We start from the raw sequence: 12949 nt of genomic DNA, 5'->3' as shown, positions 1-12949 counted from the left end.
CCAGCGGGAGCTATGCGATGACAGTCAACCGGCCAAATATGTTTTCCGGCATTCCCAGCGAGAGAAGTGACGGCACCATCTCGGTCCTTTGTACACGTCCTCAAATGGCCGACGCTTTGGCCGATGGCTGGCCATCCGATGGCCCAATGTTTCTGGCTGCGCTTGCTGCCCTGATGGGGGAAAGGGCGGGATGTTGCAGCACAAGGGACGTCCATCGAGCCTTCATCGCGGCAGCGGTTGAAGCCGATTGTCTCCCCGACAGCTACATGAAGAATTGAGCGCAAAATGCCTCTCACCCTGCGGACGACACTTTGCGAAACGAGAGATGCGTTGCATGTGCTGCGAAGGGCTTTATTTGTTCGCGGCCATATCGAAGCGATGGAAGAGATCGATTCCCTCATAGGCGTCGCGGAAGAAAAGGCAGTCCACGCGATCGGCGACATTGATCGGGCCGAGTTTCGAAAACCCATTCTCGTGGTGGTGGCGAACCCCGCGATGCCCGAAGACATCCTGGTTCCGGTCACGCTGCCCACCAAGCTCGGTGAGCTTCGTGAACAAGGCATGGGCCTCAGCATATATTGCGGCAATGCGCGCTGCGGTCATTTGCGTTCGCTGGATCTCGATGGCCTGATCGAGATCTACGGCACCCACTACGATTTCATCACCGAAAGGCGGCTGGCATCGAAGCTGGCATGCAAACGGTGCCAAAATGTTGGAGGGAAGCTGGTCGTGGTCTCCGATAAACGGCCCCGGTATTGAACACCGGATCGCCGGAACGAACCTCTCTCGTACTTTTTCGTGCGCGGACGGAAGCTCTTGCACAACAGCCCGTTCCTGGAGGCGCCTCGGAAGCCCCCCCGGCCGACACGGCGCTGGAAGTTGGTCAAACAGCTTTCATTGAGCCCGCCACTGACCCCTCGGTGGTGGGCTTACGTTGTTGGCTTCGTACCAAGACTCGCTATCCGATTGTCGGAAGCGTACAGTGTTGTTGTCGCTGGCCACTGAACGGGCGCTGGCGCTTGAGAGTGTACATCGTACTCCCGCCCTGTGGGAGCCAGACGATGAACGACGATGCCGGCAGCTCGGTTTCCGCACTCGACTTCGACACCCTTCGCAACGCATTCAAAAGTTTGGTCGCCGAAGGCTTGCTGCCTGAATCGATGTGGGTCGACCATGCCGAGGAAATGGTCAGAGAGCTGACGGGATCGAGGGTTGTCGACCCTGAAATTATCCTGCGCATCATTCGCAAGTGACGTGACGGCGCGTCGGCCGGCTACGAGAGCAGCCATTGCTTGATTTGACAGATCAAGCGGCGCGGTCCACCCATCCCTACGGCTTGATGACATCCGCAGGGGCGTCGAAGGTTAAAGCCTCGACCAGCAGTTCGACGGGAGCCGCCAGGCCCTTGAGGGTCGCGTGCAAGCTCAACGTCACCGCTGCCAGGTGATCTTCCGACGTGCTGTTGTCGTTCGTCTGTTCAGCGGCGACCGGCGGCTTCATTTGCGAACGATCCACTCGATGATTCCGGCATCGACCTGAACATCGTCCGTGAGTTCGCGCATCATCGCCGTGGCGTGTTCCACCCATTTCGTTTCGGGTAGCTGCAACTCGGCGATCGACGCCTTGAAGGCATTCCGCGAAAGGTGGATATCGAGAGCGGATATGACGGCGCTTTGGCTTTCTTCCATTGGAAGTCTCCCGGCAGGGCGGGAGTACAAGACACTCTCAACCACCAGCGCCCGTTTCTTGGCCGGTGACCCCTCGCACATAGCGGCTTTGCGCACGCGCTCAACAACAAATGAGATCCGAGCGGGATGATGTTTTTTCCGTACGGAGCGGCTTGTCGTCGGAACGTTTTCTCCCGGTCCGCATTTTGAGTGCCATCGAAAGACAGGAGACTTCCTTGACCAGACTGCCTCAGGACAAAGATCGGATCGAGCGTGCCACCCGCGAGGCTCAATCCATCATCGCCACCGAACGTCAGGCGCGTGAGGCAAAGACGGCCCGGCTTCGAGAGCAGCGGCTTTCGGCGAAAGCATCGGTTCCAACCGAGACCGCCGCGTCAGAGCGCAAATCCCCTGCCCGAAAAGCGTCGCAAAAAACCATCGGCGTCAACTGAGGCTGCTGGCCGTATGCGAAGCCGGCAAAGGGCTACGTGCGCACGATCCAGTCGACAATATCCGGGTCGATCTCATCAAGCTCGGTCAATTCGCGCGCCAGAAGCGTTGCGTGCATGCGCCATTCCCGTTGAACGATGCGTCTTTCGACCACCGATTTGCGGAAGGCGCTGCGAAGAATGTCGCACTCGAAAGCCGATATTTCGCCTGCTGAATGGTCTTTTGCCATTTCAGTCTCCGCATTGAGGGCGGGAGCACCTGAGTTGGCTACCAAGCGTCCGTATGCCGGGAAGGCGGACGACTTGAGAACTGTACGCTTTCGTACCGAAATAGCGAGTCAATTCGCGGTTGGAACGTTGTCACCGCTCTATGATTGTAGCTCCCAAGGGAGGACTACGATGGCGGACCAACCCGGCGTTGTCGACACTCTCCGGATTGTCAAAGGGTTCCTGCGACTTGTCGACGGTCACCGGAACGCGGCGTCTCGACAGATATGTCGGTTTCGTACCAAACGCCACTTGGTACGTTTCCGACACTAACGCTCAGATCGATCTTTTCGTATGCGACGGCAGTGGGGGACGCCGTGCATCGCATTTCATACCGTATTCCTAGGTCTATTCATTCAAAGACCCTATATACAGGCGATCGTCGGCACGTTGATACGGGCGCGGACGGCTGGGAGATCGGATGGCTCTTGCCCTGCATTGGGCCGCGCCATGACTGATCCCGATAAAAACCTTCAATATCGAAATCAACTGCTACGGCGCATGCCCGCGGATGATCTGGCACTGCTCAAGCCGCAGATGCAGCGCTGCGAATTGCCGTTGCGGATGATGCTGGTGACCCCCAATGTTCCGATCGAGGCCGTCTACTTCGTCGAACAGGGCATTGGCTCGGTGGTCGCCAGGACGGCAAGCGGCCACGAGGCCGAAGTGGGCTTCATCGGCTTCGAAGGCATGACCGGATCTTCGCTGGTGATGGGCGACGACCGTGCGGTGCATGCGTGCTATGTGCAGCTTGAAGGCGATGCGATCCGCATCGAAGCCGGCCCTTTCAATGCGGCACTGGCGGCAAGTGCGACCTTGCGCATGTTCCTGCTGCGTTTCGTCAACACGCTCCAGACCCAGGCCGGCTGCACCGCGCTCGTCAACGCGCGGCTGAAGCTCGAGGAGCGGCTGGCGCGCTGGCTGCTCATGTGCGACGACCGGGTGCCCGGCGAGCGTCTCGCCATCACGCACGAATTCCTGGCCATCATGTTGGGTGTCAGGCGGCCGGGCGTCACCGTTGCCCTCCAACTGCTCGAAGGCCGCGCATTGATCCGAGCGCGCCGGGGCGAGATCGTCATTCGCGACCGCGCCGGGCTGATCGAACTCGCCAATGGCAGTTACGGCGAACCCGAGGCCGAATATGTCAGGCTGATCGGCGAGATCAGCGCGGCCTGATCAAGGGCGGTGGCCTCCCCGCGGCTGGCTGGCCCGATGGTGTCACTTTGCCGGGCGATGCCGCACCGCCTTCAAATGCATCCCGGCCAATCGGCAACCCGGCATGCTCCAGGCTTGCGAGCTTGCATTTCGTTTGTTCGGCTGCCGCTCCGACAAGGCAATCGATGGCGAACATGGCACCGGCATGGTCGCTCGCCGCGACCGCCTGGCGTATCTTGCTCAATTGCGCCTGCGTGTAGTCCAGAAGCTCGACCAGGTCGGTATGATCCAAACCGCCCTCCATCATACGATGTCGAGTGGCCGATCTGAGGTCGCTCTTGCTACCGAAATACGCTCATTTGCAAGGCTTGCATAGCCAAACTGTCGAAAACGTACAGTCTTGGCGTCGCCGGTTGCGGTATTGGCCAAAGGTCCCATTCGCGAACTCATCGCCATATGCAAGATTACCATTATATAAGCTACAGCTTGAATAACTGATTCGTACGTCTGTCGCGGGGGCGATGTCGTGCCAATTCGCGAGAATCTCGCCGCCAATCTCAGACGGCTGATCCGGCGCCACGCTTCCGTGAGCGCGGTGTGCCGTGAGCTTGGCGTCAACCGCACCCAGTTCGAGCGCTATCTGCAAGGCCAGGCCATTCCCAACAAGGCCACCGCCAGGCTGATCTGCGACTACTTCAAGATCGACGAGAATGAGCTGTATCGCGAGCCCGCAGCCGGAGCAGCCGGGGATGACGGCCACGCATCGCTGCGCCAGACACTGTATGAGAACATGGTGTGTCCCCCCTCGCCCGCCATCGCCGGCGGCACCTATTTCACCTATTTTTCGATCCCCGACCGCCCCGACCTTCTGATGCGCTCGGTCACCTTCGTGCGGCGCGAGGCCGAGCTGGTCACCTTCAGGCGGGTGACGCGGTGGGCCCCGGGCGACGGACAGGGCGGAGCGAGGGTGCCCGGCAACCATTACGGCGTGGCGATCTCACGCCTGAACTGGATCTATTTCAGCGGCATCAACCGCCGCCAGACCAGCGAGCCCTCGATCATGACCGTGCAGTGGGCCCCCATCTCGGAGCCGGTTCTGGTCGGCAGGGCGATCATCCTGACCGGATCGGGGCCAGCCTTCGTATCGGTCATCATGCGCCAGGACGTCACCAGGATCAGCATGAGACGGGCGATGCAGATGGCGCATGTCGTCAGGCTCGACGACCCCGGCGTCGATCAGCTGGTGGCCAGCCTCGCGCGTGAGGCCTGATACACCCCGTTCTCAGTCAGCCAAGGCGAAGTGTGTTGCGTGCGATCTGCCAGGCGGATTCGACATGCCGCCGGGCCGCCGCCGCCGCCTCGAAGGCGCTTGTTATCTTCCGGAACTGGGTGGACCCGCGGTCACGGTGGACAGCTTCCCGCGCTTGTCGAGCGTCGGCTTCTGATAAATCTTCTTCATCGATGTCCCCATGACCCAAATGAGAACGCTAAGAGGCATCAGCCGTGCCCACCCTGTCAAGCTGCGGCCAAGAACGTTTTGGTGAGCGTCGCCAGACCCGGACCGCCTCCCGCTCCGGCACCGTCGTCCCCATTCTGGTCATGTTGCACTGCGATAGATTTGTTGCATTGCGATATCAGCCTGCCCCGCCGACACTGGCGACGGGTCGGGCTTACACGAAGGAGTCTCCGTGGCAGCATCGTTCCGGCCGGACATACAAGGATTGCGCGCGCTCGCCGTCGGCGGCGTCGTTGCCTATCATTTCGGCCTCACCGTGCTGCCCGGCGGCTTTGCCGGCGTCGACATCTTCTTCGTCATCTCCGGCTGGTTGATCACGACCCACCTCATGCAGGAGATCGGCGAGACCGGCCGGCTCGACCTCTGGCGCTTCTATGCCAGGCGCGCCCGGCGCCTTTTGCCAGCAGCTTTGTTCGTTATCCTGGCGACGCTGGCCGCCGGCTACTTCATCCTGGCGCCGCAGGAGCAGGCGCTCTATTCGCGCGGCGCCATGTTCGCTTCCGCCTATGCCATCAACCTGTGGCTGCTGCGCTGGTCGTTCGACTATTTCGCCGCTGATGCCACCAGCAATCCCTTCATCCACTTCTGGTCGCTGTCGGTGGAGGAGCAGTTCTATCTGGCCTGGCCGGCGCTGCTTCTGCTGGCCGCCTGGCTGCGGCCGGGCCGGCGCATGGCTGTGGCCGTGATCGGCGTGGCCGGCCTCGCCTCCTTCGCCGCCTGCCTGTGGCTGACCAGCGCAGCACCGGCCTGGGCCTTCTATTTCTCGCCGCTGCGCGCCTGGGAATTCGCCGCCGGCGGCCTGGCGACACTGGTGCCAGTGGCTTTGCTTCAGCACCGCGCCTGGCTGCGGGCCGCCCTTGGCTGGTTCGGCCTGGCGCTGATCGCGACGGCCTATCTTTGGCTCAGCGAGGACCTGCCCTTTCCCGGCTATCTGGCGCTGCTGCCGGTGGCCGGCACCGTGCTGGTGCTGCTGAGCGGTGCAGGCGCGGAGCAGACCAGCAAGCAAACCAATGGGCAGGCCAACAGGCGGACCGGCTGGCAGGCCTTTGGCCCGACCGCCGCCCTGTCGCTGCCGCCTTTGCAATGGATCGGCACGCTCTCCTATTCGCTCTATCTCTGGCACTGGCCGGTCATCGTCTATGCCGGGATGCTGGCGCCGGATCTCACCGTGCCGCAGCGCCTCGGCTGCGGCGTGCTGGCGCTGGCGCTGTCGGTGCTTACTTATCACCTGATCGAGAACCCGGCGCGGCGCGGCGCCTGGCCGGCGGCGGACGCCCGTGCCTTTCCTGCAATTGCTCTGGTTCCCGCCCTTGCCCTGACCGGTGCCGGCGTGGCGGTCGCCTACGCCAATGCGCATCTGGCCACGCGCAACATCGGCCCCGCGCAGCGCGGCATCGAGCAGGCGGCCGAAAAACCCTCCATCGCGCGCGCCAAGGACAAAAACTGCCTGCTCGACTTCCACACGGTGACGCCCAAACCCTGCACGTTCGGCGCGGCCGACGCCGCCCACACCATCGTGCTGTTCGGCGATTCGCATGCCGACCACTGGTCGACGCCGCTGATCGAGGCGGCGAAGCGCAACGACACCAAAGTGGTCACCTATCTCAAATCATCATGCCGCGCCTCGAGGCTCTCGACTTTCAACACGGTGCTGAAGCGCGACTACATCGAATGCAACGCCTGGCGCGAACAGGCGATATCGGACATCATCCGCACCAAGCCACGCCTGGTGGTGATCTCGGAATTCTCCATCGGCAATCTGACGCACGACATGCCGGCCGCCGGCCGCAAAGCCGAGACCGCACGCTGGCAGGCCGGCCTGCGCTCGACCTTGCAAGCCTTCAGCAAGGCCGGCGTCGAGACGGCTGTCATCCGCGACACGCCGATCAACGCCAGCTTCGCCGGCACCTGCGTGGCGCGCGCGCTGTGGTGGCGCGAGGCGCCCTCGCCGCACTGCGACACACCAAGGGCGGACGCCGCCAACGACAGCACCGCCGCCGCCGAGCGCGCCGTCGTGGCAAGCGTGCCCGACACGCTCTATGTCGACCTCACCAACCACTTCTGCGGCCCGACCGCCTGCCACGTCGTCATCGGCGGAAGGCTAGCGTTTCGTGACAGGCATCATTTGGCGACGGCGTTTGCGGAGACGCTGGAGGGGCCGTTGGAGCGGGCGCTGTTTTGAGAAGTTAGCTCTCCTTCTCCCCGTCACTATACGGGGAGAAGGTGCCGGCAGGCGGATGAGGGGCAGCGCGACGCTGCGCCATTTGCAGCAGCGCCCTTGTCAACCTACATACAAAGCGAAGGGATAATTTTCGTGCGGCTCCGTCTTCCGGTTTGGCCCAACGTGCAGCACCAAGACATCTCCGGCATTGTCATCGCAGCGGCTGTTGTGTTGCTGGCGGTGGGGCTCTCGGCATCGTACGGCCGTTTCATCGGAACGCATGTCGCCGACCCCTACTGGCCCTGCTATTATGGCCCCAAGGGAACGACCTGCTCGCTGACCAGCCCGCTTGGCCATCCGCGCGCAGCGTCCACCGCTGCCCAGCCAGATAAGACAGATGTACAAGTGAAGTAAGGTGGAGGATTCAACGGAAGTTGGATTTGTCGCGTCCGCCAAACAATGTAGACAATGTAGAATTTAGGAAATGCATCCAAACGCGTGCAGGTGCGGAGCCAGGGATGCCGGATGATTTGAAACAGCAGCGAGAGCACCTTGGCGCGCGCATCGATGCTCTGAGAAAGGCCTCGGCGCCAAGGCCAGTCAAGGGGCCCCCTATTGCCGCGCCAACGACTTTGCGCGAGGCAACATATCAGAATGATTATCCCGGACGACTGAACCCCACCGAACGCACCTTCGGCATATTGTTCATGATTGGCGTTCTTCTGCTTCTTCAGTGGCTTTGGCCTGCCTGAACTAATTGCGAGTGGGTGAGGGTCAGGCAATCGGTTGACCGGCCTCGGTCAACTCCGCCACATAGCGCTCGATCGTCACCTTTCCGCGCTCGGGCCTGGTCGGCGGATCGTAGGTGCGATCGAGGGTGACCTCGGCTGGTGTCACGACCCGTTCGTCCAGGCTCTTATCGACCCACAGCAAGGTCGCCACTGGCGGCCTACGCTTCCTGCGCTCCGGTGTCCGCACGGTTCGTTACATCTTACGAATCTGTGGAACGGGGTTGCGTCTCAGGGGTTATATTAGTCCAACCTTGAAAAGGAGGTAGCCATGAAGAAGCTCCTGCTTATTTCGGTTATCGCCATTGCTTCGGCGGCGGCGATGATCGCCCCAGCCGACGCCCGCAGTCGGATCACGATCGGCATCGGCGGCTATGCCGACGACTATTACGGCAACGACTATTACAATGGTTACGACTATGGCGATCGCTACTATCGCCCCTATTACCAGCCTACGACAACAGCTACAGGCCGCGTTATTTCCACCGGCACCACCGTTGCCACATCGAACTGGTCAAGCACTGGCGCCATCACCACAGGATCGTCGAGGAAATTCGCGTCTGCCGGTAACCTGATCGTATGAAATCATGATCCGGCCGGCATCGCCGGTCGGATCATTGTGGCGCCCCATCACCCCACCCTTCTCCCCATCATCATCCCATAATGCACCGCCAGCAGATCCAGCCCCACCTTCAGCAGTTTCGTCACCACATCCCGGCCCTCGCCCATTTGCTCCGCCACGCCCTTGATCGACCCGCCCAGGCAGCACACCTTCTGCACCACGGCGGCCACCTCCCAATGGCCTAGCGCCCTGGTGGCGGCGGCGTGCGCCCGGCCGGCGTCGAGTACGTTGTCAGCGATGCCGCCGCCGTGGCGGCCGCCGTCGACGCGTTCGGTCCAGCGCATCGGCTTGACATCAGCCTGCTGGCTGCAGCGAAAATCCTCGCGGTAGCGCAGGCCGGCCTCGCGCTGCTGGCGCGACAGCGAGGTGATGCCCAGCAGCGGGTCGATCGTGCGCACCCGCACTATGCCGCCTGTGGAGGTGAAGCCGTCATTCGACACCTCATAGACGCGCCTTGCCTCGGAAGTGCCGGCGGCCAGCCGCTTGCGGCCGAAGGCGTCATCCCTGAGCGCGAAATCATGGCCGACCTCGCGACGGATGCGCACCTGCTCGGCCTCGCCCTTCGGCAGTTTTGGCGGCTGCGGTTTGGCGGGTCTGGTTTTCCTGGGCATGGGGTGCGTCCTCGGTTGGGTGTTGGGTTGGGGTGGAGGCCGGCAAGGTGGCGATCCTTCGCGCCCCCCTCTGCCCTGCCGGGCATCTCCCCCACGAGGGGGAGATTGGCAGCTTTGCCCTCGCCGCCCTTCCTGCCACGCTGGCGATTGGCGAAAGCGGCAAGGCATCCGATCTCCCCCCATGTGGGGGTTGAGGAGTGGTCCGCGCAGCGGACGGAAAGCCAATTGCTTGGCTTTCCGAACGACGAACGGCCGGCAGGCCAGAGGGGGGCGCTGTCCCGCCGACCGATCATCGTCATCAAGAGCAGCATGCAAGCGCCGATCTGCTCGGTGGAGAGCTGCAGCGTGTCGCCGACGAAATCGGAGACGTAGAGCTGCATGAAGGGCCGCTCGCTCATGGCCGCATCCGCGCGATCCTGCCCGCATCAGGGCTAATGGAACCAGCGCGAATTTTCGACGTTATGCGGCGTCCATGAACACGGGAGACGTGCCGATGACAGCCTTCATGCCGGTTACCCTGCGCTTTTGCGACAACACAACCATGCTGGTCAGTTCTGTGGCCGAAGCCGCCAGGGCGCTGAACCAGCAATGGCCTGACAAGACTGCACCTGGCTATATCGAGGCCGCACGGCTGGTTGCACTCGCCGTCGACGGCACCTGCGCCCAGCGCATCGCCTTCGACGCCCTCACCAGGGCGGCCAGACAACAGAACATACTGGTGGCGAAGCCCAAAAGCCGCGCCCATGACTGGCTGGACGCCGTGGCCACCCCGTGAGAGGCGCGCGCCGGCCGAAAAATTGATGCAACCGCCCGCCAGCGCGGCGCGTTTATGGAAGCGGTAGGTAAAGCCGCGCGTAGAGCGAAGGTGAATGCCGTGGGTACGATGAAGACCGGAGTGCCGCTCAAGGTGCGGATAGACGAGCAGATCGAAGAGATCGACAGCGTCAGCGAAGCCGCCGATTTCCTGCAGCGCTGGCCGCTCGAGCGGCGCGGCCATGTCTATCGCAGCGCCCTCAACGCCTGCAGCGCGGCAATCGCCGCGCAGATTTCCGAAGCCGACGCCATGAAAGTGTTCACCGGCTTTGCCCGGGTGACCGGCATATTGGTGGCCGAAAGCGGGCCGGCCATGACGCTCGAGGCCAGGACCGTGCAAAGCCGCATGCCCAAGCAGGGCCGGCAGGCGCCGAAATAGGGTTTTGGCGGTTTTGTTTTTGGCTTGATTCATCTCAGATCCTCCACCCCTGTTGGTGACGGCGAGGCAGCCCCCTCACCCAGCCTCCGCTTCGCTCGGCTGACCATTCCGGGGCGAGCCGCGTGTCTCGCCCGTCCTTCGGACCCCCGAGGGGAGAGGAGACTTGCAGCGCCGGCGCCTCCCTCTTCTCCCCAGCGGGGAGAAGGTGGCCCGAAGGGCCGGATGAGGGGGCTGGCGATACCTCCAAAATTAACGGCAGGGGCTGCTCTTACCGCCTCACCCCGCTACAAAAACGCGGCGCTGGAAGCGCGCCTGATGGTAGGTGCAATAGCTTTTCAGCACCTTGGTACGCATGCCGCAGCACAGCATGTCGGCGCCCGGCCGGCTGCCTGGAGCGTCCCCCTCTTCGGCAATAGAAATGTCCGGATCCTCTTCCAGCGTCAGGTCCAGCGGCGCGCGGCAGCGCCCGAACAGGCAGTCGATGAAGCGCATTGCCACGCCATGCGGCTGCCGGCCGACGGGCGTGCGCGGCGGCACCGGGACCTTGAAACGATAGGCCTCGCCGTCAGCGATCAGCACGCCCACCTCGCGCACGACTAGGCGCGGCGGCAGCCAGGCCGGCGAAGCGTCGCGTTTGGCGGCTGCCTTGCTCATGCCGGTAACAGCGAGAGCGGCGTCGATCATGCCGGCGGGCCTGGCGCTCGCTTTGCCCTTCGCAAGTGTTCCTCCGTTCGCCCGCTTGCTCACCGTGCGCTTGCCGGCAGCCCGCTTGGGTCCGAACGGCAGCCCCTTGCCATTGGCAAAGCCGATCGCGCCCAGCATGGCGTTGCGGTGCACGATGCCGATGACGGCATTGCGCGACACCGGGCTGCCGCGCAGCGTGCTGAACGCGGCTGCAATCCTGGAGGCGGAAAGCCCGTCCTTCAGCCAGCGGGCGATCTCCTGCAATTCCGCGTCGGTATAGCTTGCCATGTCCAGGCTCCATCCAAGGTTCTGCCGTCGGCCGCGCGCCGTCAGGCAAGCGTCAGGGCCAGCTGGCCGGGCGCAGTCAGGGTTGTGTGGTTCGAGGGCCGGCCGGCGCCGGCTCAGCCGGACCGGGTTCGCAGTCCGGCCGGTTCAACGAGACGCGAAAGCCGCGCCTCGGCCGTCTTTCTGTCCGGGGCGGAAACCGCCCTGCCCGTCGGCCTGTCGAACAGGATGACGGTGCCGTCTTCGGTGCGGATGCACGACCTGGCGGGCAAGCCGGCGCCATGCCGGTCGAATTGGAGGCCGGAGCCGCTGGGAGCGGCGGCTCCGGCCGTTCCGGTCGCCGGTGACGGGCAGACCGGACCCGAGGCTGGTGCCTTGAAGCACTGAGTCTCGGGCTTCGCCCCGGCCGGGGAGGAGGACGGCCGGCGCGGAAGGGAATGGGTGGCGGCGGTCGCCGGATGCGCCTCGCGTGAGGCCGGCGCCCTTGCGCCATCAAAGCTGGACAGGTTTTGCATGACCATATATAAGCATAACTCAAAAATAAATGCAAGCCACTCTTTCATAGACGAGAGCCGCTTTCATCGCTCACATGGCGCCATGGCAAAAACGGAACTGTCGATCAAGGTCGGGGCGGCGATCCGCAAGGCGCGCAAGCAGCGCGGCCTGGTCATGCGCCACATTGCCGAGCACAACGACACCGATGTCGCCGCCGTCGGCAATTGGGAAACCGGCCGCAATCTGCCCAAGACCGAGAACCTGCTGAAGACCGCCGCCTTCCTGCGCGTCGACCCGGTTGCGCTGGGCCAAGGGCAGGTCGTTTTTCTCGACGATGCCGGCCCGGTCGCCGACGCCGAAATCGTCACCGATGCCACCCCCCTACCCGCCGGGCCGATGGATATCCAGGTGCTGGGCGCGGCCGTCGGCGGCGATGACGGCGACTTCACCTTGAATGGCGAACCGGCCGGCTACGTCCAGCGCCCGCCGGGCATCCGCAACTTGCCGAAAGTGTTCGCGCTGCACGTGCTGTCCGATTCCATGGTGCCGCGCTACGAACCTGGCGACATGATCTATTGCGGCGGCCGCGATGCCGTACCCGGCGACCATGTGGTGATCGAGATGTTTCCGGAAGAAAACGGGCACATCGGCAAGGCCTTCATCAAGAAGCTGGTCAAGCGCACCGCGGCCGAGTTGGTCGTCGAACAGTACAATCCGCCGAAGACCCTGACCTTCAACCGCTACGCGATAAAGCATGTCTGGCGGGTGATTCCGCTGAAGGAATTGCTGGGGTATTGAGACACGGGCGCCCTTCTCCCCTTGTGGGGCCCGAAGGGCGGGCGAGGCCAGCGACTCGCCCCGGGCGGTGGATCGGCGCGCCAGCGCCGAGACGGATGAGGGGTGCTGGAAGAAATGAGGCGCCGGAGATCTTGCGCCCAATCACCACACAAGACTATCTCTGAGATCTCATTACGGCGAGACGCCGGCGTTCCCTGGAACACCCCTCATCCGTCTCGTCGCTACGCGTCGATCCACCTTCTCCCCCAGGGGGAGAAGG

19 protein-coding genes and 1 pseudogene are annotated in these 12949 nt (G+C 63.2%); 12 read left to right on the top strand and 8 right to left on the bottom strand.

What is annotated here, in order from left to right:
• The 3 genes from FCU66_RS35195 to FCU66_RS35185 all read left to right on the top strand — a co-directional run.
• Positions 1–278 (top strand): DUF982 domain-containing protein (locus tag FCU66_RS35195; RefSeq protein ID WP_210239725.1); only part of this gene is annotated, 278 nt, incomplete at its 5' end.
• Between the two features lie 7 nt (positions 279–285).
• The gene (locus FCU66_RS35190) at positions 286–759 is read left to right on the top strand and encodes a hypothetical protein (protein WP_136621895.1); all 474 of its coding nucleotides are present in this window, start codon (positions 286–288) and stop codon (positions 757–759) included.
• 302 nt (positions 760–1061) lie between these two features.
• Positions 1062–1253 (top strand): hypothetical protein, encoded by a 192-nt coding sequence (locus FCU66_RS35185; protein ID WP_136621894.1) that lies wholly within the window; start codon positions 1062–1064, stop codon positions 1251–1253.
• 76 nt (positions 1254–1329) lie between these two features.
• On the opposite strand, the gene FCU66_RS41450 is transcribed toward FCU66_RS35185, so the two are convergent.
• Entirely contained in the window at positions 1330–1500 is a 171-nt protein-coding gene (locus FCU66_RS41450) for a hypothetical protein (RefSeq protein WP_168992165.1), read from the bottom strand.
• The gene (locus FCU66_RS35180; RefSeq protein ID WP_136621893.1) at positions 1497–1688 is read right to left on the bottom strand and encodes a hypothetical protein; all 192 of its coding nucleotides are present in this window, start codon (positions 1686–1688) and stop codon (positions 1497–1499) included. Before FCU66_RS35180 ends, FCU66_RS41450 begins: the two co-directional genes overlap by 4 nt.
• 152 nt (positions 1689–1840) lie before the next feature.
• On the opposite strand from FCU66_RS35180, the gene FCU66_RS35175 reads away from it, so the two are divergent.
• Positions 1841–2119, top strand: coding sequence for a hypothetical protein (locus FCU66_RS35175; RefSeq protein ID WP_246094163.1), 279 nt, complete (start codon positions 1841–1843; stop codon positions 2117–2119).
• A 32-nt stretch (positions 2120–2151) separates the two neighbouring features.
• Here FCU66_RS35175 and FCU66_RS35170 read toward each other — a convergent pair whose 3' ends face one another.
• On the bottom strand, positions 2152–2346 hold the full coding sequence (locus FCU66_RS35170) for a hypothetical protein (protein ID WP_136621892.1): 195 nt from the start codon (positions 2344–2346) through the stop codon (positions 2152–2154).
• Between the two features lie 487 nt (positions 2347–2833).
• On the opposite strand from FCU66_RS35170, the gene FCU66_RS35165 reads away from it, so the two are divergent.
• Positions 2834–3559, top strand: coding sequence for a Crp/Fnr family transcriptional regulator (locus tag FCU66_RS35165; protein ID WP_136621891.1), 726 nt, complete (start codon positions 2834–2836; stop codon positions 3557–3559).
• On the opposite strand, the gene FCU66_RS35160 is transcribed toward FCU66_RS35165, so the two are convergent.
• Positions 3546–3830, bottom strand: a complete 285-nt coding sequence (locus tag FCU66_RS35160; RefSeq protein ID WP_136621890.1) for a hypothetical protein — start codon at positions 3828–3830, stop codon at positions 3546–3548. The two genes, FCU66_RS35165 and FCU66_RS35160, sit on opposite strands and share 14 nt — an antisense overlap.
• Positions 3831–4064: 234 nt before the next feature.
• Between FCU66_RS35160 and FCU66_RS35155 the strand changes: the two genes are divergently transcribed.
• The 3 genes from FCU66_RS35155 (at position 4065) to FCU66_RS35135 (ending at position 7967) form a co-directional block, all read left to right on the top strand.
• Positions 4065–4808, top strand: coding sequence for a helix-turn-helix domain-containing protein (locus FCU66_RS35155; protein WP_136621889.1), 744 nt, complete (start codon positions 4065–4067; stop codon positions 4806–4808).
• Between the two features lie 418 nt (positions 4809–5226).
• The gene (locus tag FCU66_RS35140; protein WP_136621888.1) at positions 5227–7236 is read left to right on the top strand and encodes an acyltransferase family protein; all 2010 of its coding nucleotides are present in this window, start codon (positions 5227–5229) and stop codon (positions 7234–7236) included.
• Between the two features lie 497 nt (positions 7237–7733).
• Positions 7734–7967 carry a hypothetical protein gene (locus FCU66_RS35135; protein WP_136621887.1) on the top strand — a complete coding sequence of 78 codons (234 nt, stop codon included), beginning with the start codon at positions 7734–7736 and terminating at the stop codon, positions 7965–7967.
• Between the two features lie 22 nt (positions 7968–7989).
• Here the strand turns inward: FCU66_RS35135 and FCU66_RS41445 are convergent, their stop codons facing one another.
• A complete protein-coding gene (locus FCU66_RS41445; protein WP_168992164.1) occupies positions 7990–8157 on the bottom strand; it encodes a hypothetical protein in 168 nt (55 codons plus the stop codon).
• 117 nt (positions 8158–8274) lie between these two features.
• Here FCU66_RS41445 and FCU66_RS35130 point away from each other — a divergent pair, with 117 nt between their 5' ends.
• A complete protein-coding gene (locus tag FCU66_RS35130; RefSeq protein ID WP_425462885.1) occupies positions 8275–8586 on the top strand; it encodes a hypothetical protein in 312 nt (103 codons plus the stop codon).
• A 47-nt stretch (positions 8587–8633) separates the two neighbouring features.
• Here the strand turns inward: FCU66_RS35130 and FCU66_RS35125 are convergent, their stop codons facing one another.
• Both FCU66_RS35125 and FCU66_RS42960 read right to left on the bottom strand, forming a co-directional pair.
• Positions 8634–9236 carry a DUF6456 domain-containing protein gene (locus FCU66_RS35125; protein WP_136621886.1) on the bottom strand — a complete coding sequence of 201 codons (603 nt, stop codon included), beginning with the start codon at positions 9234–9236 and terminating at the stop codon, positions 8634–8636.
• 290 nt (positions 9237–9526) lie between these two features.
• Positions 9527–9634: pseudogene (locus FCU66_RS42960) on the bottom strand (YdaU family protein); the annotation flags it as partial.
• Positions 9635–9729: 95 nt separating this feature from the next.
• On the opposite strand from FCU66_RS42960, the gene FCU66_RS35115 reads away from it, so the two are divergent.
• Both FCU66_RS35115 and FCU66_RS35110 read left to right on the top strand, forming a co-directional pair.
• On the top strand, positions 9730–10011 hold the full coding sequence (locus FCU66_RS35115) for a DUF982 domain-containing protein (RefSeq protein ID WP_136621885.1): 282 nt from the start codon (positions 9730–9732) through the stop codon (positions 10009–10011).
• A gap of 54 nt (positions 10012–10065) precedes the next feature.
• Positions 10066–10428 (top strand): DUF982 domain-containing protein, encoded by a 363-nt coding sequence (locus FCU66_RS35110; RefSeq protein ID WP_136621884.1) that lies wholly within the window; start codon positions 10066–10068, stop codon positions 10426–10428.
• A 276-nt stretch (positions 10429–10704) separates the two neighbouring features.
• Here the strand turns inward: FCU66_RS35110 and FCU66_RS35105 are convergent, their stop codons facing one another.
• On the bottom strand, positions 10705–11400 hold the full coding sequence (locus FCU66_RS35105) for a GcrA family cell cycle regulator (RefSeq protein ID WP_136621883.1): 696 nt from the start codon (positions 11398–11400) through the stop codon (positions 10705–10707).
• A gap of 594 nt (positions 11401–11994) precedes the next feature.
• Here FCU66_RS35105 and FCU66_RS35095 point away from each other — a divergent pair.
• On the top strand, positions 11995–12690 hold the full coding sequence (locus tag FCU66_RS35095; RefSeq protein ID WP_136621882.1) for an XRE family transcriptional regulator: 696 nt from the start codon (positions 11995–11997) through the stop codon (positions 12688–12690).
• The last annotated feature ends 259 nt before the right edge of the window (positions 12691–12949 follow it).

The organism is Mesorhizobium norvegicum (assembly GCF_004919685.1).
Classification (GTDB): Bacteria; Pseudomonadota; Alphaproteobacteria; order Rhizobiales; family Rhizobiaceae; genus Mesorhizobium; species Mesorhizobium norvegicum.
This window is presented reverse-complemented; position numbering and strand designations above follow the sequence as displayed.